Consider the following 19,199-nt stretch of genomic DNA (forward strand, 5'->3'; position numbering starts at 1 on the left):
CAAGGTCCGTCACAGCGCACGAATAGGCATCTGCCCGGACAATGCCGAACTGGGCATCGAGCGCCCGGTCCATGTCGCCGCAGCCGGGCATCGCAATCTGGAACATCGGCGCGCCGGCATGAGTGCCGATCACAGGCCGCGCGACGACGTAGTTCCACGCGGACGTGTCGCCATCGCTGACTTCCACTTCGCCGAGGAAGACCGGCGCGCCGCCAGCATCGGTCAGGTATTCAAAGCGGATGCGGATCTCTTCCTCGTCATCTTCCCCGGACGCAAGCACATAGCCATCACCCAAAGGCGCGGCGATCTTGCAGGGCGGCTCATCCGGCATGCACAGCGCCACTGGCCCATGCGCGAGCGCGATGCCCGTCTCTATGCGCGAGACTTCAGACATGAAGCAGGCGCCGAGCATCGACAGGGCCAGAAGCGGGATCACGACGGCGTGCGGCTTCATAACGGATTGTATTCCTTGCGTTTGCGAACCGTGTCCCACAGTCTCGCCCCAGTTTCCGGCAAATCCAAGGCCCTACCGCATATGCGACCCGCGACCCTCTTCGTCTTCGCAAAGCCGCCGCGCATCGGCCTGTCCAAGACGAGGCTTGCCAAGGGTCTTGGTAAGGCAGCGGCGCGGCGCATCGCCTCGTTCACACTGGCCCGCACGCTGCGCGCCTCCAAAGCCAGCGGATGCCAGGTCATCGTCTGCGTCTCGCCGGACAGTCAGGCATGGGGAAATAGCGGCGCCCACACCTTCAAGGGCCTTCCGCGCCAGCCGCAAGGAAGGGGCGGCCTCACCGAACGGCTTGGTCTCGCGCTGGAGCTGGCGCCAGCCGGGCCGGTGCTGTTCATCGGCGCGGATGCGCCCGATGTGAACGCGGCTCGCCTGCGCGGGGCCGTCGCCCGGCTGCGCCGCGATGACGCCGTCTTCGGCCCGGCGCGCGACGGGGGCTTCTGGCTGTTCGGCCTCAACAAGGGCCCGCACACGCGCTCGCCCTTCGACGGGGTGCGTTGGTCCGGCCCGCACGCGATGGAAGATGTCTGGAGCAACCTGCCAGCCCGTAGCCGGATCGGGTTGCTCGACCAGCTGATCGACATCGACGAAGTGTCCGACTGGAAGGCCTGGATCCGACGGGAACGCTGAATTCCCCAACAACCCGCCCGCAAAGTTCTTGATTTGTTCCAATTCCTGTGGCTGACATGGCGCCATGAGAACCTTGCAGAAACTGAAGAACTCAGGGCGCGTCACGCTTATCGACACGCGCGAGGTGGCAGAACGCTTCTCGCACCGCGGGCGCGGCGCGGTTTCGAACCAGACCGGGCGTTTCGAGAAACAGACGCATGACGCCTTCGACGATGGCTGGGGCACGATCGAGGACGACATCGCTCCGCTCGAGACCATCCTGATGGATGACACGGCCAACACGATCATCACGTTTAACAGTTCTCCGGACATCAGTTTTGACCGCACAGTCAATCCCTATCGGGGCTGCGAGCATGGATGCATCTACTGCTTCGCCCGGCCGACGCATGCCTGGGCGGGATTGTCGCCGGGCCTCGATTTCGAGAGCCGCCTGTTCCGCAAGATCAATGCGCCTGACTTGCTACTGAAGGAAATCTCACGGCCCGGCTATGTGCCAAGGCCGATTGCACTCGGCATGAACACGGATGCCTACCAGCCGGTCGAGCGCGAGCAGCGTCTGACCCGCCGCATCCTGGAAATCCTTTCCGGCCATGACCATCCCGTCAGCCTGCTGACGAAATCTGCTCTGATCCAGCGCGACATCGATATCCTCGCGCCGATGGCAGAGAAGGGCCTCGTGCGCGCCGGCGTATCGATCACGACGCTGGACCGCGCGCTCGCCCGCAAGATGGAGCCGCGCGCCGCCACGCCGCAGCGGCGGCTTGAAACCGTGCGCGCCCTTTCGGCAGCGGGTATCCCTGTGGCGGTGATGACTGCGCCGATCATCCCGGGTCTGACCGATCACGAGATCGAAACGCTGCTGGAGGCTTCGGCGGCGCATGGGGCGACGGGGGCAGGCTATGTCGTCCTGCGCCTGCCATACGAGATTAAGGACCTCTTCCACGAATGGCTGGTCCAGCATGTGCCGGACCGGGCCGCACGCGTGATCAACCTGATCCGCGAGATGCGGGGCGGCAAGGATTATGACCCGCGCTGGTTCGAGCGCGGACGCGGACGCGGGCCGATGGCGGACCTGATCTCACAGCGCTTCCAGAAGGCCGCCGCACGCTGCGGGTTGAGCGGGCGCCGGACGGAACTGCGCACGGACCTGTTCCACCCGCGCGAAACACCAGAGGGTCAGTTCCTTCTCGGGATCTAGGCTGCTTCGGCCTCCGAGGCGACGCGCGCGGCCGTCAGGCCCATCCAGGGCGCCACCCGGCGCGCAGCCTTCAGCGCCGCTTCGGCCACCCGCCTCAGGCGCCGGGCCCGCACGATCGCGGCTTCGGCGACCGACACGGCAAGCCTGCCTGCTGCGACCGCTTCCAGCAAGTCTTTCTTGATGGCCTGATAGGCGCCCTCGACTTCGTTCATTTCCATATCGAACTCGGACTTGAAGGCGTCCACCGTCTCGGTGGACGTCTGCAAGGTCGCCACCACGCCCGCCTGCAGGCGCGACCAACGCGTGCTATCGAAGGCAGCGTCCGGCAGACTGAATTCCGACAACAGGGCATGGCTTTCCGTCGCCACTTCCTCGATGTGCTGGACGCAGCGGATGATGTCCGGCAACGCCTCGACCGTTTCAGAGGGCAAGGCGGCCCGGTTGAGCTGGGAAATGAAATCCCGGATCTCCTCTCCGAGCGCCAGCACGCCCGCCTCGTGGGTCTTGCTGCGCTCGCCGGCCTCCGGCACCTCGAGCCGCGCTGTCGCCCGTTCAAAGGTCAGCGTCATCATCCGGCCGACTTCAAGCAGGAGACCGCGCAGTGCGACGGCGGGCACTTCGGCCAGTGTCGGATCAAGAAACTGAGGTCGGCTGATAGCCTCATCGGCGCTGACAAACATCGTCTGCAGGCGGCGGATCAGCAAACCTGCGAAGGGCGACCAGCAAACGATGCCGAGCAGGTTGAACATTGTGTGGAATACGGCGAGCACAACGATCTCGCCTGCATCGGGGAACACCGCACCGGCGATTGCCCGTGCAACCGGCAGGAGCACCGGTAGCAGGATGAAAGCAATTGCCCCTGTCGTGACATTGAAGAAAATCTGAGCGGCGGCGACGCGTTTGGCTGCCGGAGTTGCGTTCAGCGAGGCAAACGCGGCGGTCGATGTCGTCCCGATGTCGGCGCCGATGATTGCTGCGGCGGCGAATTCGATCGGAATTGCACCGCTGGCCGTCGCCGTCAGCGTGATCGCCACGGCGGCGCTCGACGATTGGGTTAGGATAGACAGACCGGCGCCGACGAGCAGAAAGGCGAAGGGCGCGAAAAATCCGAGATCGGATGGATCGAGAAATGAAAGCTGAGGAGTGAGTTCGCCAAATCCGCCCTTGAGGATACCGATGCCCAGGAAGAAAAGACCGAATCCCGCGACCGCCTGACCGATGCCGGACGCACGGGGCCGGCGGGCGGCGACCAGACGGCCCAGCATCCCGATGCCGATGAAGGGCAGCGCCATGGCCCCCATATCGATCCTGAGCCCGATCAGGCTGACGAGCCACCCGGTCATCGTCGTGCCGACATTCGCCCCGAAGATCACCCAGACGGCCTGATTCAGCGTCAGCAGACCGGCATTCACGAAGCCGATGGTGGCCACCGTGACAGCGCTCGAAGACTGGACGAGCCCCGTCAGCATGGCGCCCGCGGAGAGGCCGCGGATCGGCGTCCCCGTCCAGCGCCGGAGAATGGCCCGCAGGCCGTCGCCCGCAGCCAGTTTCAGGCCATCGGTAAGCAGGTTCATGCCCAGCAGGAAGAGGCCGACGCCGCCCAGCAGCTCAAGTGTCAGTAGCATGGTCAACTCCTGTTGGTGCGCGCCAACGCGAGACAAACCCGACTTAGCGAGCACCGGTGCGTCAGGGCAAGGTCTTCGCGGTAACCTTTCGGCAGGGTTTCCTTAAAGGCGTGGTAACCGGAGCGGCCCAAACAATCACCGAAGCGGAGATTCAATGGGGCCCCCGAATGACCATCCAGACAAACACGATCGCTCAAGGTGACTGTATCGAGCTCTTGTCGCGAATTCCCGACAAGTCGGTCGATCTCGTGTTTGCTGACCCGCCCTACAATCTGCAACTCGGCGGCGGGCTGACGCGCCCGGACCAGTCGGTCGTCGACGGCGTCGATGACGAATGGGACAAGTTCGCCAGCTTTGACGATTATGATCTGTTCACGCACCAATGGCTGGCCGAATGCCAGCGCGTCCTGAAGAATGACGGCGCCATCTGGGTCATCGGTTCCTACCACAACATCTTCCGGGTCGGGACGGTGTTGCAGGACCAGGGGTACTGGATCCAGAATGACGTGATCTGGCTGAAGACCAATCCGATGCCCAACTTCAAGGGCACCCGTTTCCAGAACGCGCACGAAACGCTGATCTGGGCCGGCAAGTCCCGCGATTCGCGGGTCACGTTCAATTATGATGCTCTGAAGACCTTCAACGAAGACAAGCAGATGCGCTCCGACTGGATCATCCCGCTCTGTACAGGCGGTGAACGTCTCAAAGACGAGACAGGCCGCAAGGCACACCCGACCCAGAAGCCTGAATCGCTGCTCCACCGCGTCCTGCTCGCCACCACAAATCCCGGCGATCTTGTACTCGATCCTTTCTCCGGCACAGGCACCACCGCCGCCGCCGCCAAGCGCCTGGGCCGCAATTATATCGGCCTCGAGCGTGAAGACGCCTATGTCCGCCTGTCGCGCGCGCGCCTCAAATCCATCGAGCCGATGGATGTCGAAACGCTGGAAACCGAGCGCAGCAAGAAATCGCTCGCCCGCGTTCCGTTTGGCGCCCTGATTGATACCGGGTGGCTGAAACCCGGCGACCGCCTGTTCAGCCCGCAGCGGCGTCATCAGGCCCGCATCCGCGTTGATGGCTCGCTGACGACCGGCGCGATGTCCGGCTCGATCCACCGTCTCGGCGCACATGTGCAGCAAGCACCAGCTTGCAATGGCTGGACGTACTGGCACTACGAAACCGACAAGCGCGACCTCGCGCCGATTGACCTCCTGCGCCGCCGATACCGCGACGAGATGGGGCTCAACTAGCTATCAGGAATAGGCAGTCAGCACTTCGTCGATTGCCCTTTCGAGGTCCTTCAACGTCGCGACGTGGCTCATCTGTGCACAGAAGGGTTCATAGCGCGGAATGACGCTGTCGCCTGTGCCCCAAAGCGCCCGGCCTTCCGGGTTCAGCCAGATGATCCGCTTGGCGCGGCCGGCAAAATCTCGGAACAGGTCGAGGCGGGGATCGCCGTAGTTCGAGCGGCCGTCGCCGAGAATGATGATGGTCGTGCGCCGGTCGATCCGGTTTTCGTGCTCCATCTTGAAGTCTGAAAACGCCTGGCCATAGCTCGTCGAGCCGAGGCCTATCTCGCGCAGGATCTTCTTGATCGCTGCGTCGAACTCCATCGTCTCCAGAATGTCGTCGACACTCTTCAGCCGGTACGAGAACGCATAGGCGTGCAGGTCCGGAATCGCTTCCTTCATTGAATAGAGCAGCAGCAGCAGGAAGCGTACATACAGCGCGACCGAGCCCGACACGTCGCAGATCACGAGGATCTTCGGCCGGTCTTTCTTCTTCTGCCGCCAGATCACGTTGAAGGGCACGCCGTCCACCCCCGCATTGGCGCGCATCGTGCGGCGCACGTCCAGCAGGCCGCGCTGCGTGCGCTTGCGCCGGCGCGAGTGTTTCACGGCAAGCCGCTTGGCGACTTTCATCACGAGTTGCTTCATCCGCGCCATGTCGCTCGCCTCGATTGCGGAGAGGCGTTTGGTGGCGGCGATTTCATCGCGAAATTTTTCGGTTTCGGCGGCGCCGAAAATCTGGAAGGCCCGTTCGGCGCGCTCTCGGGCGGCCATCGTCAGGGTGCGGCGCACATCGATCAGGCGCTGAGATTCCGCATCAGCGTCGGGCGTGCGCCCCTGCAGCGCCTCCAGCAGCCGTGCCTGCAACTGTTCGCCGCCCATAGCGCGCACCATGGATTGCGCGAAATAGGCAACTTGTGTGGAAAAGCGAATGTCGTTGAGACCTGCCGCTTCGGCTGCGCGTTCGATGGCGGTGGCCAGTTCCTGTTCGTTGCCGGGCTGTGTCAGATGCGACAGGCGCTCGGCGGCGTCCTTCGGGTCTTCCTGGCCTGCGCCATCAGGGTCCGATGAAGCGTTCTGTGAGGCAGAGCCCGGCGGCGCGGACGAGAAGTAGAGATCAAACAGCCGGTCATGGATCGACTTTTCAGATTCAGATTTCGCCAGCACGCAGGCGAGCGAATCCTTCATCAGAGCGCGGTCATCATAACCTATCATCGCAACCGTTCTGGCTGCGTCCAGCGCTTCACCGGTCGAGACGCGCACATCGGCGGATCTCAGGGCGCGGATGAAGTTGGAGATCTGCTTTTCCATGGCGGGGCAGCGCCCTCAGGCCATGTCCGGATAGCCCGAGGCGAGCCGTCCGCGCGCATCCGGCCCGGTTGCCTCGCGCACCATTTTTGGAATGGCGGGCGCAATCGCCGCGATGTCGGTCTCGTGCTTCAAGAGCACGTTGAGCGTATCGCGCACAAAGGCCTCGTCCAGCGTGGTGGCATGCATCAGCAGCAGTGTCCGGGCCCAGTCCACCGTCTCGGCAATCGAGGGGCGCTTCTTGATGTCGGCCTCGCGGACCGATTGCACGAAACGTACGAGCTGGTTCAGCAGCGTGTCGGAAATGCCGTCCACGCGGGCGCGAACGATGCGCTGTTCGCGTTCATGATCCGGAAAACCGATATGCAGGTGCAGGCAGCGCCGCTTCAGGGCGTCGCCGAGTTCGCGCACATTGTTCGAGGTGAGGATCACCAGCGGCGGCACGTTCGCCTTGATTGTGCCGATTTCCGGCACAGTCACCTGATAGTCCGACAGCACTTCCAGCAGGAACGCCTCGAACGCCTCATCTGACTTGTCGATCTCGTCGATCAGCAGCACCGACCCCTGCGCCTGCTGCATCGCGTGGAGCAAGGGGCGCGCTTCGAGGAATTGCGGCGAGAAGAAAAGGTCTTCGAAACCCGATAGTTTGCTCAGCGAATCCTTCAGCGTCTCCGCCCCGCCCAGCAGTTCGTTCAGCTTCTCCTTCAGGATCTGCGTGTAGAGCAGCTGCTTGCCATACTTCCACTCGTACAGCGCCTTTCCCTCATCGAGGCCCTCATAGCACTGCATGCGGATCAGCGGGAGGTTCAGCCATTTGGACATCGAGGCGGCAAGGTCGGTCTTGCCAACGCCCGCCGGGCCTTCAATCAGGATCGGCTTGCGCAGGCCATGGGCCAGGAAAACCGCCGTGGAAATCTGCGAAGTGGAGATATAGCCCGAAGTGCCGAGCCCTGCGGTAATTGCCTCGATCGAGGTCAGCGGCTCGTAGCCTGTCTTCTTGTCTTTAGCCATGTTGCGAGGGGTAGGGCGGGGTTGCCTGAGAGGCAAGGCGTGACGCCGCGAAAGGCCGGGGCTAGTAGGGCAGTGCCATGCCCATCGCCCGGATTCTCTTTACGCTGCCGTTGCCGGAGCCGTTTGATTATACGGTACCTGAAGGCATGGCGCTGGAGGCGGGGTCGTATGTGACGGCGCCGGTAGGCCCCTATGACCGGCTCGGCATGGTGATCGAGGTGCTGGCGGACCAGCCAGGCACAAACCGCAAGCTCAAGGCAGTTTCGGCGGTCTATGACGTGCCGCCCATGTCCGCGCCAATGCGGGAATTCCTGACCTGGGCGACGCGCTACACGGTCAGCCATCCGGGTACGATCCTCTCGATGGCCCTGCGGGCGCGCGAGGCGCTCGTGCCCTCGCCGGTGGAAGTGCGCTACCGGCCCGGCGGTCCGCCCGAGGGGCGCATGACGCCGGCGCGGAGGAAGGTGCTTGAACAGGCCGCGGCGCTCGGCCTCGCCACATCCGCTGAACTCGCTGCAGCTGCGGGCGTGACGTCCAGCGTCGTGAAGGGTCTGGTCGGGATGGGCGCGCTGGAGGAGATCGAGGAACAGGTCGACCTGCCATTCCCGGTGCCGGATGCGGACCTGCCCGGCGCCGTGCTGACCGTCGAGCAGGCCTTCGCCGCCAAGGAACTCCGCGAAGGGCTTCGGCAGGGTGGCTTCTCCGCTTATCTGATCGACGGGGTCACCGGCTCCGGCAAGACGGAGGTCTATTTCGAGGCGATCGCGGACGTCCTGCGGTCGGACCCGGAGGCCCAGATCCTCGTCCTCCTGCCGGAGATCGCGCTGACGCAGGCGATCCTCTCCCGCTTCGAGGCGCGCTTTGGCGCGGCGCCAGCCCCCTGGCATTCCGGGCTCAATCCGAAAGAACGCCGGCGCACGATGCGCGAAGTGCTGCATGGTCGTGCTCGGATTGTCATCGGGGCCCGTTCGGCCCTGTTCCTGCCATTCCGCAAGCTGAAGCTCATTATCGTCGATGAGGAGCATGACGGCAGCTACAAGCAGGAAGACGGCGTGACCTATCATGCCCGCGACCTCGCCGTGATGCGGGCCAAGCTTGAAGAGGGCGCGGTGGTCCTGGCCTCGGCGACCCCCGCGCTGGAGACGGTCGTGAACGCGGAGGCGGGCCGTTATGTTCGTCTGCGCCTCGCCGCCCGGCCCGGAGCGGCGCGTCTGCCGGAGATCGAGCTGATCGACCTGAAGCGCGCCCCGCCCGGAAAGGGCAAGTGGCTGTCGCCTCGCCTTGAGCTGGCCCTTGGCGAGACGCTGGCGCTGGGAGAGCAATCGCTGCTGTTCCTGAACCGGCGCGGGTATGCCCCCCTCGTCATATGCAAGGCCTGCGGGGAGAAGCTGAAATCCCCCGGCACAGAAACCTGGCTGACCGAGCACCGCTATTCCGGCCGCCTGGTCTGCCATCTCACCGGCTATTCGATACCGAAGCCGGCAACCTGCCCGAAATGCGGCGCCGCTGATTCTCTGATGGGCGTGGGGCCGGGAGTCGAACGTGTGGCGGAGGAAGTGCGCGTCCTGCTGCCGGACGCCCGTATCGAGATATTCTCATCCGACACGGCGCAAGGCGGCGACGCCGTGCGCGGCATTATCGACCGGATGTCGGTGGGCGAGATCGATGTGCTGATCGGCACTCAGATCGTCGCCAAGGGGCATAATTTTCCAAATCTCACGCTGGTCGGGGTGGTTGATGCCGATAGCGGCCTGAAAGGCGGAGACCTCAGGGCAGGGGAGCGCACCTACCAGCTGCTGAGCCAGGTGGCCGGCCGGGCGGGCCGTGCCGAACGACCGGGCAAGGCCTATGTGCAGACCTACGCGCCGGATAACCCGGCCATGCAGGCACTGGCGGCCAATGACCGTGACGGCTACCTCGCCATCGAGCGGGAAGTGCGTGCTGAACTTGGCCTGCCGCCGTTCGGGCGCCTGGCGGCTATGATCCTGTCGGCCCCTTCGGCCGAACTGGTGGATAAAGCGGCGCTGAACTTTGCAGCGCTGGCGCCAAATTCCGAAGGAATTGAACTGTTTGGCCCTGCGCCGGCCCCGATAACGGTCCTCAGGGGGCGTCACCGCAGGCGATTCCTTGTGAAGAGCCCCCGGAACATCGATCTTTCGGCTTACATGACCGCCTGGGTCGCGCGTCTGAAGCTGCCCTCGCAGGTGCGCTTGTCGGTGGATATCGACCCGTATTCCTTCCTGTAAACACTGGGGGTTCGGGCCAATTCCCCCTCTTTGCCATTTCGCCGCAGCGTCCTGCGGGGCGCCCATGTTGTCAGCGCAGTTTTCTGGTGTTAAGCGCCGCACAATTGAGCGGGCGCGCACGAGTTGTGACGGCCTGCTCCTGACATTTCCCCGGGCACTTTGCGCCCTCCAACCGCGACGGATATCGACCTTGCCGGCATCGAGCGTGACGCAGACGAGTGAAGCAGCCCAGCGCTATGCGCGGGCGCTGTTCGAACTGGCGCAGGAGAAGGGGGCCCTGGCAGCGGTCTACGCGGACTTCCGGGCCTTCGCCGAAAGCGTGCGCACCTCGAAAGACCTTACCACGTTGCTTAATTCCCCGGCTTTTGGCCGTGACGCGAAGATCAAGGCGCTCGGCGCAGTGGCAAAAAAAGCTGGCTATTCGCCGATCTTCGGCAAATTTCTTGGCGTGATGGCCACCAACGGCCGCGCGAAGGACATTCTCGGCGCCGAACATGCCTTCGACCAGCTCTACGCCAAACAGCGCGGCATCCAGCGCGCGGTCGTGCGCACGGCGAAGGAAATGAGCGGCGCCGAACGGACCCGCATTGAATCGCTCCTGGCCAGGCTGGTCGGCGGCGACGTGGAACTTTCCAGCGAGGTTGACCCCTCGCTGATCGGCGGCATCCAGCTGCGCATCGGGTCTAAGCTCGTTGACGCCAGTGTGGCCGCCAAACTCAATCGCATGAACACCGCCATGAAGGGAGCACAGTAGCTCGATGGATATTTCACCCGCAGAAATCTCGGGCATCCTGAAGTCGCAGATCGACAACTTCGGCGTCGACGCTGAAGTCTCCGATGTGGGCCAGGTGCTCTCGGTCGGCGACGGCATCGCCCGCGTCTATGGTCTCGACAGCGTCCAGGCCGGCGAGCTCGTCGAGTTTGAAGGCGGCCTCAAAGGCATGGCCCTGAACCTTGAGAATGATAACGTCGGCGTCGTGATCTTCGGCGATGACCGCGGCATCAAGGAAGGCGCGACCGTCAAGCGCGCCGGCGAGATCGTGGCTGCGCCGGTCGGCAAGGGCCTCCTTGGCCGCGTCGTCAACGCACTGGGCGAGCCGATCGACGGCAAAGGCCCGCTCAAAGATATCGCCAGCCGCCAGCGTTCGGACGTGAAAGCGCCCGGCATCATCCCGCGCAAATCCGTGCACGAGCCGATGATGACCGGCATCAAGGCCATCGACGGCATGATCCCGGTCGGCCGCGGCCAGCGCGAGCTGATCATCGGTGACCGCCAGACCGGCAAGACCGCCATCTGTATCGACACGATCCTGAACCAGAAGCCGACCAACGATGCGGCGAAGTCCGACAAGGACAAGCTGTTCTGCGTCTACGTCGCCATCGGCCAGAAGCGTTCGACCGTTGCCCAGGTTGTGAAGGTGCTCGAAGAGCGCGGCGCTCTCGATTACACGATCGTTGTTGCCGCCACGGCGTCCGAGCCCGCACCGCTTCAATACCTCGCCCCGTTCACGGGTTGCACGATGGGCGAGTGGTTCCGCGACAACGGCATGCACGCCCTGATCATCTATGATGACCTGTCCAAGCAGGCCGTCGCCTACCGCCAGATGTCGCTGCTGCTGCGCCGTCCGCCAGGCCGCGAAGCCTATCCGGGCGACGTGTTCTATCTCCACTCGCGCCTTCTCGAGCGTGCTGCGAAGCTGAACGCTGACAATGGCTCGGGCTCGCTTACCGCTCTTCCGATCATCGAAACTCAGGCCAACGACGTGTCGGCCTATATCCCGACCAACGTGATCTCGATCACCGACGGCCAGATCTTCCTTGAAACCGACCTGTTCAACTCGGGTATCCGCCCGGCCGTGAATGTCGGTCTCTCAGTGTCGCGCGTGGGGTCTGCTGCCCAGACCAAAGCGATGAAGAAGGTCGCCGGCTCAATGAAGGGTGAACTCGCGCAGTACCGTGAGATGGCTGCCTTCGCGAAGTTCGGCTCGGATCTCGACGCCGCCACGCAGCGCCTGCTCAACCGCGGCGCCCGCCTGACCGAACTCCTGAAACAGCCGCAATACTCGCCGCTTCTGATGGAAGAGCAGGTCTTCATCATCTACGCTGGCACGCGCGGCTACCTCGACAAGGTCGAGCTTAAGAGCGTGACCCGCTACGAGAAAGAACTGCTCGCCCACCTGCGCGGTTCGAAGAAAGACCTTCTGAACAAGCTTCGCGACAAGAAAGAGCTAACCGACGAGATCGAAGCCGAGATCAAGGCTACGCTCGAAGCGTTCACGTCGAAATTCGCCTGAGCCCAACCCGACCGCGTCGTCCCAAGGAATAAAGGCCCCTCATGCCCAGCCTGAAGGATCTGAAGAACCGGATCGTAAGCGTGAAATCCACGCAGAAGATCACGAAGGCGATGCAGCTGGTTGCCGCTGCAAAGCTGAAACGCGCGCAGGATGCAGCAACTGCGGCCCGTCCGTATGCTGAGCGTATGGCGGCGGTTCTGGCAAACCTCGCCGCTTCGGCTGGCGGCGGCGGCCCGAAACTGCTGGCCGGCACCGGCAAGAGCGATGTCCACCTCGTCGTCGTGATGACGGCAGAGCGCGGTCTTGCCGGCGGCTTCAACTCCTATGTTGTCAAGCTCGCCCGCCAGAAGATCCAGGCGCTGCTTGCCGAAGGTAAGACCGTGAAGCTCCTGACCATTGGCAAGAAGGGGCGCGAGCAGCTGTCGCGTGACTACTTAAACCTGCTGACGTCCCACGTGAGCCTGGCGGACGTGAAGGGGAATGACTTTTCGGAATCGGCTTTCACGGTCGGCCAGATGCTGACCAAGAGCTACGAAGCGGGAGAGTTCGATGTCGCCACGCTGGTCTACTCGCAGTTCAAGAACGTCCTGACACAGGTTCCGACGGCGCAGCAGCTGATCCCTGCAAAAGCCCCGAAAGGTGCGCCGACGATTGACCTCGGCGGCGCCATCTACACCTATGAGCCGGATGAAGCCTCGCTGCTCGAAGCGCTGCTTCCGCGCTATATCAACACGCAGATCATGTCCGCGATGCTGGAAAGCTCGGCCGGTGAACAAGCCAGCCGCATGACCGCCATGGACAACGCCACGCGCAACGCCAAGGACCTGATCAAGGCCCTGAACCTCAAATACAACCGGGCTCGCCAGGCACAGATTACCAAGGAGCTGATCGAGATCATCTCCGGTGCCGAAGCCCTCTAGACCTTAAACCACACGACTTCATCTCCCGAGGAGATTTCAAGATGAGCATGCCCGCCAACGCTAAAGGCCGAGTTTCCCAGGTCATCGGCGCCGTTGTTGACGTCGAGTTCGAAGGCGAACTCCCCGCCATTCTCAACGCGCTCGAAAGCGAGAACAACGGCGCCCGCCTTGTGCTCGAAGTCGCGCAGCACCTCGGTGAGAACACCGTCCGAACCATCGCCATGGACTCGACCGAAGGTCTCGTCCGCGGTCAGGCGGTTGCCGATACCGGTAAGCCGATCATGGTTCCGGTTGGTCCCGCCACTCTCGGCCGCATCATGAACGTCATCGGCGAGCCGATCGACGAGCGCGGCCCGGTGAGCCGCGAACTGCTCATGCCGATCCACGCTCCGGCACCGGCCTTCGTCGACCAGGCCACTGAATCGGAAGTGCTCGTCACCGGCATCAAGGTCATCGACCTGCTTTGCCCCTACGCCAAAGGCGGCAAGATCGGCCTGTTCGGCGGCGCCGGCGTGGGCAAGACGGTGCTGATCATGGAACTCGTGAACAACATCGCGAAACTGTTCGGTGGCTACTCGGTGTTTGCCGGCGTGGGCGAGCGAACGCGCGAAGGCAACGACCTCTATCACGAGATGATCGAGTCGAATGTGATCAACCTCGAAGGCGAAAGCCGCATGTCGCTGGTGTACGGACAGATGAACGAGCCGCCGGGCGCACGCGCCCGCGTCGCCCTGACCGGTCTGGCACAGGCCGAATACTTCCGCGACGTGGAAGGCAAGGACGTTCTGTTCTTCGTCGACAACATCTTCCGCTTCACGCAGGCGGGTTCGGAAGTGTCTGCACTTCTCGGCCGTATCCCGTCGGCCGTGGGCTATCAGCCGACGCTGGCCACCGACATGGGCGCGCTGCAGGAACGCATCACCTCGACCAACAAGGGCTCGATTACCTCGGTTCAGGCCGTGTACGTTCCAGCTGACGACCTTACCGACCCCGCGCCGGCGACCTCTTTCGCTCACCTTGATGCCACCACCGTTCTCAACCGTTCGATCGCTGAAAAAGGCATCTACCCGGCTGTGGATCCGCTCGACTCCACGTCGCGCATCCTCGACCCGATGGTTGTCGGCGAAGATCACTACAACGTTGCGCGCGGCGTGCAGTCGATCCTGCAGAAGTACAAGGAACTGCAGGACATCATCGCTATTCTCGGCATGGACGAGCTGTCGGAAGAGGACAAGATCACCGTGGCCCGCGCCCGGAAGGTTGAGCGCTTCCTGTCGCAGCCGTTCGACGTGGCCCAGGTCTTCACTGGTTCACCGGGCGTGCAGGTGAAACTTGACGATACGATCAAAGGCTTCAAGGGACTGATCAGCGGCGAGTTCGACCACCTGCCGGAACCAGCTTTCTACATGGTCGGCAACATCGACGAGGCGAAAGCCAAAGCTGCCAAGATGATGGCGGACGCTTCTTAAGCGCTGCTTCGCAGGGATACTGACAGATGGCTGAAAAGCTGCACTTCTCGCTCGTGTCGCCCGCCCGGGAGCTTTTCTCGGGTCTGGTTGATCATGTGATTGCTCCGGGTACGGAAGGCGAGTTCGGTGTGTTGGTTAATCACGCGCCGTTCATGACCACGCTGAAGAACGGTGTTGTCCGCGTGCTCGAAGGCGATGTCGTGAAGATGCGCATCTATGTGCGCGGCGGCTTTGCGGACGTCACGCCGGCCGGTCTGACCATCCTCGCCGAGGAAGCGCGCAATCTGACAGACGTGAAGGCCGAAGAGGTCGACGCAGAAATAGAAGCGGCCCGCCTGAAGCTGCTGGCCCTCGATGCCGGTGACCCGAAGCAAATCGCCCTGCAGGAAAGCATCGCCTATCTCGAAGGTATCCGGGCCGCGCTCGCCAACTGAACCAACGCCTCACTGCCAGCACTAAAAGCCGGACAGGGCGCCGCCCGTCAGGCTTCTTTGTGTCTGTTTGATCCTGCGGATGGGGGCGTGGCTCAGCCTCAGGCGAAGACGGCAATTGTCTGGCGGCCGATCATCACCGGCGCGCCGGCTCTGTTCCACATCGACATGGCCTGGCTGGAATAGCCGTTGCGGGCGGTCTGCGCGGTATGGCGCGCGAGGAACCAGCGGTCCTCGGTATCGATGGTTTCGGTGAGGAACTCCGCCATCCATGTCATCGAGCTGATGCGGCCAGGTACGGTGAACATCGACATGGCCGCCGGAGGCGGCGCGTCGGCGAGGGCGAGCAGGGCCACCGCGTCGCTGCGCGTGGCCGGATCCTTGTGGCGCATCCAGATGGAAATGTCGGCTTCCGAGGCGCCGCTCATTGGCGGGTGGCCGCCGGCCAGTATGATGTCGAAGTTCTGCGCGAACGTGGGCCCCTGTCCCGGATTGTGGAAGTAAAGCGGCGCTGCGTCGGGCGCCGGAACATCCGGGGGCGGAAGATGTGCAAAGTCGAGCGTGGAGGTGCGCGCCGCGCCGAAGGTGATGATCGCTTCAGCGAGCACGCCGTCGTCGCCGGTCATGCGCACCGACGTGAACACCGTGTTCTTGCCCTGACGCAGCACCTCCGGCTTGCAGGTGACGGTGCCATTGACCGGGCCGACGAAGGCGACCTGCACTGCGCGCACCGGGAGTCCGCCGCTGAGCGCGGTTGCCGCTTCAAGGCAAAGCGCGGCCGTCAGCCCGCCATAGGCTGTCCGGCCTTGCATCCAGGTTTCGGGAACCGCCGTTGCGCGCGCGTGGCCTTCAGCCGGCGCGGCGGAAGCGAGGAGGTCAGTGAAGTTCATGGCAGGTCTCCGGCAGGGGAAGTCTTGCTTATGTCGTTCCGAAAAGGAACCCAAGGCATAACGCCGCGTTAAAACAAAAACGCCCCGGCGCTGGGCCGGGGCGATGGTGTGCTGAAGGCGCCGCAGCGCGAGATCAGTGCTGGCTTTCCGGCGTCGTGACGCGCAGGCCGTCGAGGGCATCGGTGATCTTGATCTGGCAGGAGAGGCGCGAGTTCGGCTTCACGTTTTCCGCGAAGTCGAGCATCGACTTTTCCATTTCCTGCTGCTCGCCGGCTTTCGCCAGGAAGGCCTCATCGACATAGACATGGCAGGTTGCGCAGGCGCAGGCGCCGCCGCAGTCCGCATCAATGCCGGGCACCGAATTGTTGACCGCAACTTCCATGACGGACATGCCGTTCCTCGCTTCGAGCGTACGCTCAGTGCCGTCATGGTTGATGAAAGTGATCTTTGCCATGTGTTGTTTCCGTCTCCTTCAGGCGGCCGCTTGGGCGGCTATATCCTTCATTTGGGTTGATGTATCGCTAAGGGCGCCGGGCGCAAGCTTTGCCCCTGACATGATGAGCTTTTTAGACGCCAAGAACTCCGGCGGACTGTTGACCGAATCGACTGCGATGAGCGTGCCGTTCTTCAGGTAGAAGACGGCGAACTTGCGAGTGGCCGGATCGCCGCGGATCACGTGTGTGTCGTAACCCTGGCTGAGACCGGCGATCTGGAGTTTCAGATCATACTGATCAGACCAGAACCATGGGCAGTCTTCCGCCGGTCGCGGGAGGCCAAGAATGGCGGTCGCCGCGAGCTTGCCTTGCTCGATGGCGTTGTGGACGCTCTCGAGGCGCCCTGAGCGTCCGAAATGGACGAGCGGGCGGGCGGCGCAATCACCCGCGGCGAAGACGCGCGGATCGGATGTGCGGGCATCGCGGTCGACGAGGATGCCGTTGGAACAGGCGATGCCGGCGTCCTTAGCGAGTTCCTCGTTGGGCAGGATGCCGATGCCGGACAGCACCATATCGGCGGGCAGGCGCGTGCCGTCGCCGAGGATGGCGGCGGTGACCCTGCCGTCTGCACTTTCAAGATGCGACAGCGTGATGCCGGTGAGGATAGTTACGCCCTGACGGCGATGTTCGCCGGCATAGAATTCGCTGATCACCGGGCTGGTGACACGCGCGAGAACGCGGGGGGCCATCTCGATTACGGTCACGTCAAGGTCCATCTGACGGGCGACAGCGGCAGCTTCCAGGCCGATATAGCCAGCGCCGATAATCACCATCCGGCGCCCTGCAACCATCTTCGGGCGGATACGCTCGACATCGGTCAGGGTGCGCAGGTCGTGCACGCCGTCGAGGTCTGCGCCGGGCACTGTCAGAGGGCGGGGGCGCGAGCCGGTGGCGAGGATCAGGTAGTCATAATCGAGGTAGCCGCCATGGCCGAGCTGGATCTGCTGCTTCGCGCGGTCGATGCGGGGCACGTGGGCGGCGAGAAGAACTTCGACTTTCTGGTCTTCGTACCATGCGCCCGGCTTGAAATAGAGGCGTTCCTCGTCGAACTCGCCCCTCATGTAGGCCTTGGAAAGCGGCGGGCGCTGATAGGGCAGGCAGGGCTCGTCGCCGACAAGGGTGATCCGGCCGCAATAGCCGCCCTGACGGAGGGATTGCACAGCCTGCGCGGCGGCCTGACCGGCCCCGACGATGACAATGCTCTGTGCCTCTCCTGCCGACATTCCGGCTCCCCAGACTTATTCGTGACGGGTGCGTCACTTTTTATCTATTCGGTTGTGCGCCGCGCCGCAACACTGCGTAAACGGGGCACACCGTCACAGGTTTACGCGCGTTGCGTCAACCAGCCAGACAGCTAGGATGTTTTTCCAGATGCGGTATCTTGAACTGGCCACGGACCTCGACACCCGCGCCCTCGGCGCGCGGCTTGCGCTGCTGTTGCGGCGGGGAGATGTCGTGGCACTGCGGGGCAATCTGGGGGCCGGAAAAACGACCTTGGCGCGCGGGCTGATCCAGGCATTGCTGAGCGTTGAAGAGGAGGTGCCGAGCCCGACTTATACGCTGGTGCAGATGTATGATGGGCCGGACTTCCCGCTCTGGCATTTCGACCTTTACCGGCTGGAAGACCCGGAAGAATTACAGGAACTTGGCTGGGACGAGACGCAAGCCGGCGCGGCGCTGATCGAGTGGCCGGACCGGGCGGGTCGCCATCTGCCGGCACAGCGGCTGGATGTATTCCTCGAAAACTCTGGGGATGGGCGCCGGGCGAGGCTGGAACCGCAGGGCGAAGGCTGGCAGGAACGGCTGGATGAACGCTTTGGCTGACCCGCGCACCGCCGAGATCGACGTATTCCTGAAGTCTGCCGGCAATGGCTGGGAGACGGCGCGGCGCCATCCGCTCGGGCAGGACGCTTCGACACGGCGCTATATCCGGCTGTACCGCGAGGACGGAGCCACAGCCCTGCTGATGGATGCGCCGCGCGTGGAGAGCGATCCATGCCCGCCGGACGCCGACGCGGCGACACGGGCGAAGCTCGGCTGGAACGCGATGACGCGGCTTGCTGCGTCGCGGATTGAGGCCTTCGTGCTGATCGCGAAACACCTGCGCAGCCTCGGCCTGCAAGCGCCGGAGGTCTATCATTTTGATGCCGGGCGCGGCTTTGCGCTGATCGAGGATTTCGGCGACGCCCGCGAATTCGCGCGCCTGATTGAGCGCGGCGCGGAAAGCGAAACGCAGCTCTATACTGCAGCGGCGGAGCGGCTCGCAACTGTCTACACAGCGTCCATTCCGAAGGTGCTGTCTCTGGACGGTGTCAGCTGGCCGATCCTCGAGTTTGACGCCGTTGCGCTCGGTGCGAATGCGGATCTCTATGCGGACTGGCTGCGCGCGGAAGTCGGGCAGGGACCGCTGACGGGAGCCGAACGGGCGCGGTGGGAGCAGGAACGCGACGCCCTGATCGGGCAGGCGGTTTCTTTCCCGCGCGCTTTTACGCTGCGCGACTATCACGCCGAGAACCTGCTCTGGCTCCCGCAGGGCGATGTCGGCCTGCTTGACTTCCAGGACGCGGTGGTTGGCTGGGATGCGTGGGATCTTGCAATGCTAACACAGGATGCGCGGCGCAACGTTTCGCCGGAAGCAGCGGAGGCGGCCATCTCGACCTTCCTTGCGCGAACGGGACAGTTGCGGGAGGCTTTCGATGAGCGCCTCGCGGTGATCGGCGCGCTGAATGCGCTGCGGATCGCGGGCGTGTTCTCGCGCCTCCGGCACCGGGACGGCAAGCCGCGATACGGCGACTTCCAGCCTCGCCAGCTGCAACTGCTGGCGCGCAATCTTTCGCACCCTCGCTGGCGGGCATGGCGGCGTTCGTGCGTGAGACGACACCGTTT

The 19,199-nt window shown here is 63.6% G+C and carries 18 protein-coding genes; 11 read left to right on the forward strand and 7 right to left on the reverse strand.

Features of this window, described 5'->3' with window-relative positions:
* On the reverse strand, window positions 1-454 hold a 454-nt coding region (locus WEA77_RS09880; protein ID WP_368067709.1), incomplete at its 3' end, for a hypothetical protein.
* An 81-nt stretch (window positions 455-535) separates the two neighbouring features.
* On the opposite strand from WEA77_RS09880, the gene WEA77_RS09885 reads away from it, so the two are divergent.
* A complete protein-coding gene (locus tag WEA77_RS09885; protein ID WP_368067710.1) occupies window positions 536-1,138 on the forward strand; it encodes a DUF2064 domain-containing protein in 603 nt (200 codons plus the stop codon).
* Window positions 1,139-1,202: 64 nt separating this feature from the next.
* Window positions 1,203-2,336 carry a PA0069 family radical SAM protein gene (locus WEA77_RS09890; RefSeq protein ID WP_368067711.1) on the forward strand — a complete coding sequence of 378 codons (1,134 nt, stop codon included), beginning with the start codon at window positions 1,203-1,205 and terminating at the stop codon, window positions 2,334-2,336.
* On the opposite strand, the gene WEA77_RS09895 is transcribed toward WEA77_RS09890, so the two are convergent.
* Window positions 2,333-3,961, reverse strand: coding sequence for a Na/Pi cotransporter family protein (locus WEA77_RS09895; protein WP_368067712.1), 1,629 nt, complete (start codon window positions 3,959-3,961; stop codon window positions 2,333-2,335). The genes WEA77_RS09890 and WEA77_RS09895 overlap by 4 nt on opposite strands.
* 167 nt (window positions 3,962-4,128) lie before the next feature.
* Between WEA77_RS09895 and WEA77_RS09900 the strand changes: the two genes are divergently transcribed.
* Window positions 4,129-5,211: a site-specific DNA-methyltransferase gene (locus tag WEA77_RS09900; protein WP_368067713.1), complete on the forward strand. Its 1,083-nt coding sequence runs from the start codon at window positions 4,129-4,131 to the stop codon at window positions 5,209-5,211.
* A gap of 3 nt (window positions 5,212-5,214) precedes the next feature.
* Here the strand turns inward: WEA77_RS09900 and WEA77_RS09905 are convergent, their stop codons facing one another.
* Together WEA77_RS09905 and WEA77_RS09910 are read right to left on the reverse strand one after the other, a co-directional pair.
* Window positions 5,215-6,561, reverse strand: a complete 1,347-nt coding sequence (locus WEA77_RS09905) for a VWA domain-containing protein (protein ID WP_368067714.1) — start codon at window positions 6,559-6,561, stop codon at window positions 5,215-5,217.
* Between the two features lie 15 nt (window positions 6,562-6,576).
* Entirely contained in the window at window positions 6,577-7,569 is a 993-nt protein-coding gene (locus WEA77_RS09910) for an AAA family ATPase (RefSeq protein WP_368067715.1), read from the reverse strand.
* Between the two features lie 77 nt (window positions 7,570-7,646).
* Between WEA77_RS09910 and WEA77_RS09915 the strand changes: the two genes are divergently transcribed.
* The 6 genes from WEA77_RS09915 (at window position 7,647) to WEA77_RS09940 (ending at window position 14,932) form a co-directional block, all read left to right on the forward strand.
* Window positions 7,647-9,815, forward strand: a complete 2,169-nt coding sequence (locus WEA77_RS09915) for a primosomal protein N' (RefSeq protein ID WP_368067716.1) — start codon at window positions 7,647-7,649, stop codon at window positions 9,813-9,815.
* 205 nt (window positions 9,816-10,020) lie between these two features.
* Window positions 10,021-10,569 carry an ATP synthase F1 subunit delta gene (gene atpH, locus WEA77_RS09920; RefSeq protein WP_368067717.1) on the forward strand — a complete coding sequence of 183 codons (549 nt, stop codon included), beginning with the start codon at window positions 10,021-10,023 and terminating at the stop codon, window positions 10,567-10,569.
* Between the two features lie 4 nt (window positions 10,570-10,573).
* Window positions 10,574-12,109, forward strand: a complete 1,536-nt coding sequence (atpA, locus tag WEA77_RS09925; protein WP_368067718.1) for a F0F1 ATP synthase subunit alpha — start codon at window positions 10,574-10,576, stop codon at window positions 12,107-12,109.
* Between the two features lie 41 nt (window positions 12,110-12,150).
* Entirely contained in the window at window positions 12,151-13,029 is an 879-nt protein-coding gene (locus tag WEA77_RS09930; protein ID WP_368067719.1) for a F0F1 ATP synthase subunit gamma, read from the forward strand.
* A gap of 41 nt (window positions 13,030-13,070) precedes the next feature.
* On the forward strand, window positions 13,071-14,498 hold the full coding sequence (gene atpD / locus WEA77_RS09935) for a F0F1 ATP synthase subunit beta (RefSeq protein ID WP_368067720.1): 1,428 nt from the start codon (window positions 13,071-13,073) through the stop codon (window positions 14,496-14,498).
* 26 nt (window positions 14,499-14,524) lie between these two features.
* The gene (locus WEA77_RS09940) at window positions 14,525-14,932 is read left to right on the forward strand and encodes an ATP synthase F1 subunit epsilon (RefSeq protein ID WP_368067721.1); all 408 of its coding nucleotides are present in this window, start codon (window positions 14,525-14,527) and stop codon (window positions 14,930-14,932) included.
* 98 nt (window positions 14,933-15,030) lie between these two features.
* Here WEA77_RS09940 and WEA77_RS09945 read toward each other — a convergent pair whose 3' ends face one another.
* From WEA77_RS09945 to WEA77_RS09955, 3 genes are all read right to left on the reverse strand, one after another.
* Entirely contained in the window at window positions 15,031-15,819 is a 789-nt protein-coding gene (locus WEA77_RS09945) for a thioesterase family protein (protein ID WP_368067722.1), read from the reverse strand.
* A gap of 133 nt (window positions 15,820-15,952) precedes the next feature.
* The gene (locus tag WEA77_RS09950) at window positions 15,953-16,273 is read right to left on the reverse strand and encodes a 2Fe-2S iron-sulfur cluster-binding protein (protein WP_368067723.1); all 321 of its coding nucleotides are present in this window, start codon (window positions 16,271-16,273) and stop codon (window positions 15,953-15,955) included.
* 18 nt (window positions 16,274-16,291) lie between these two features.
* Window positions 16,292-17,536 carry an NAD(P)/FAD-dependent oxidoreductase gene (locus WEA77_RS09955; RefSeq protein ID WP_368067724.1) on the reverse strand — a complete coding sequence of 415 codons (1,245 nt, stop codon included), beginning with the start codon at window positions 17,534-17,536 and terminating at the stop codon, window positions 16,292-16,294.
* Window positions 17,537-17,684: 148 nt separating this feature from the next.
* Between WEA77_RS09955 and tsaE the strand changes: the two genes are divergently transcribed.
* A complete protein-coding gene (gene tsaE / locus WEA77_RS09960) occupies window positions 17,685-18,137 on the forward strand; it encodes a tRNA (adenosine(37)-N6)-threonylcarbamoyltransferase complex ATPase subunit type 1 TsaE (RefSeq protein WP_368067725.1) in 453 nt (150 codons plus the stop codon).
* On the forward strand, window positions 18,121-19,199 hold a 1,079-nt coding region (locus tag WEA77_RS09965), incomplete at its 3' end, for an aminoglycoside phosphotransferase family protein (protein ID WP_368067726.1). The genes tsaE and WEA77_RS09965, both read left to right, overlap by 17 nt.

It is taken from the genome of Hyphomonas sp. (genome assembly GCF_040882205.1).
Taxonomy (GTDB): Bacteria; Pseudomonadota; Alphaproteobacteria; order Caulobacterales; family Hyphomonadaceae; genus Hyphomonas.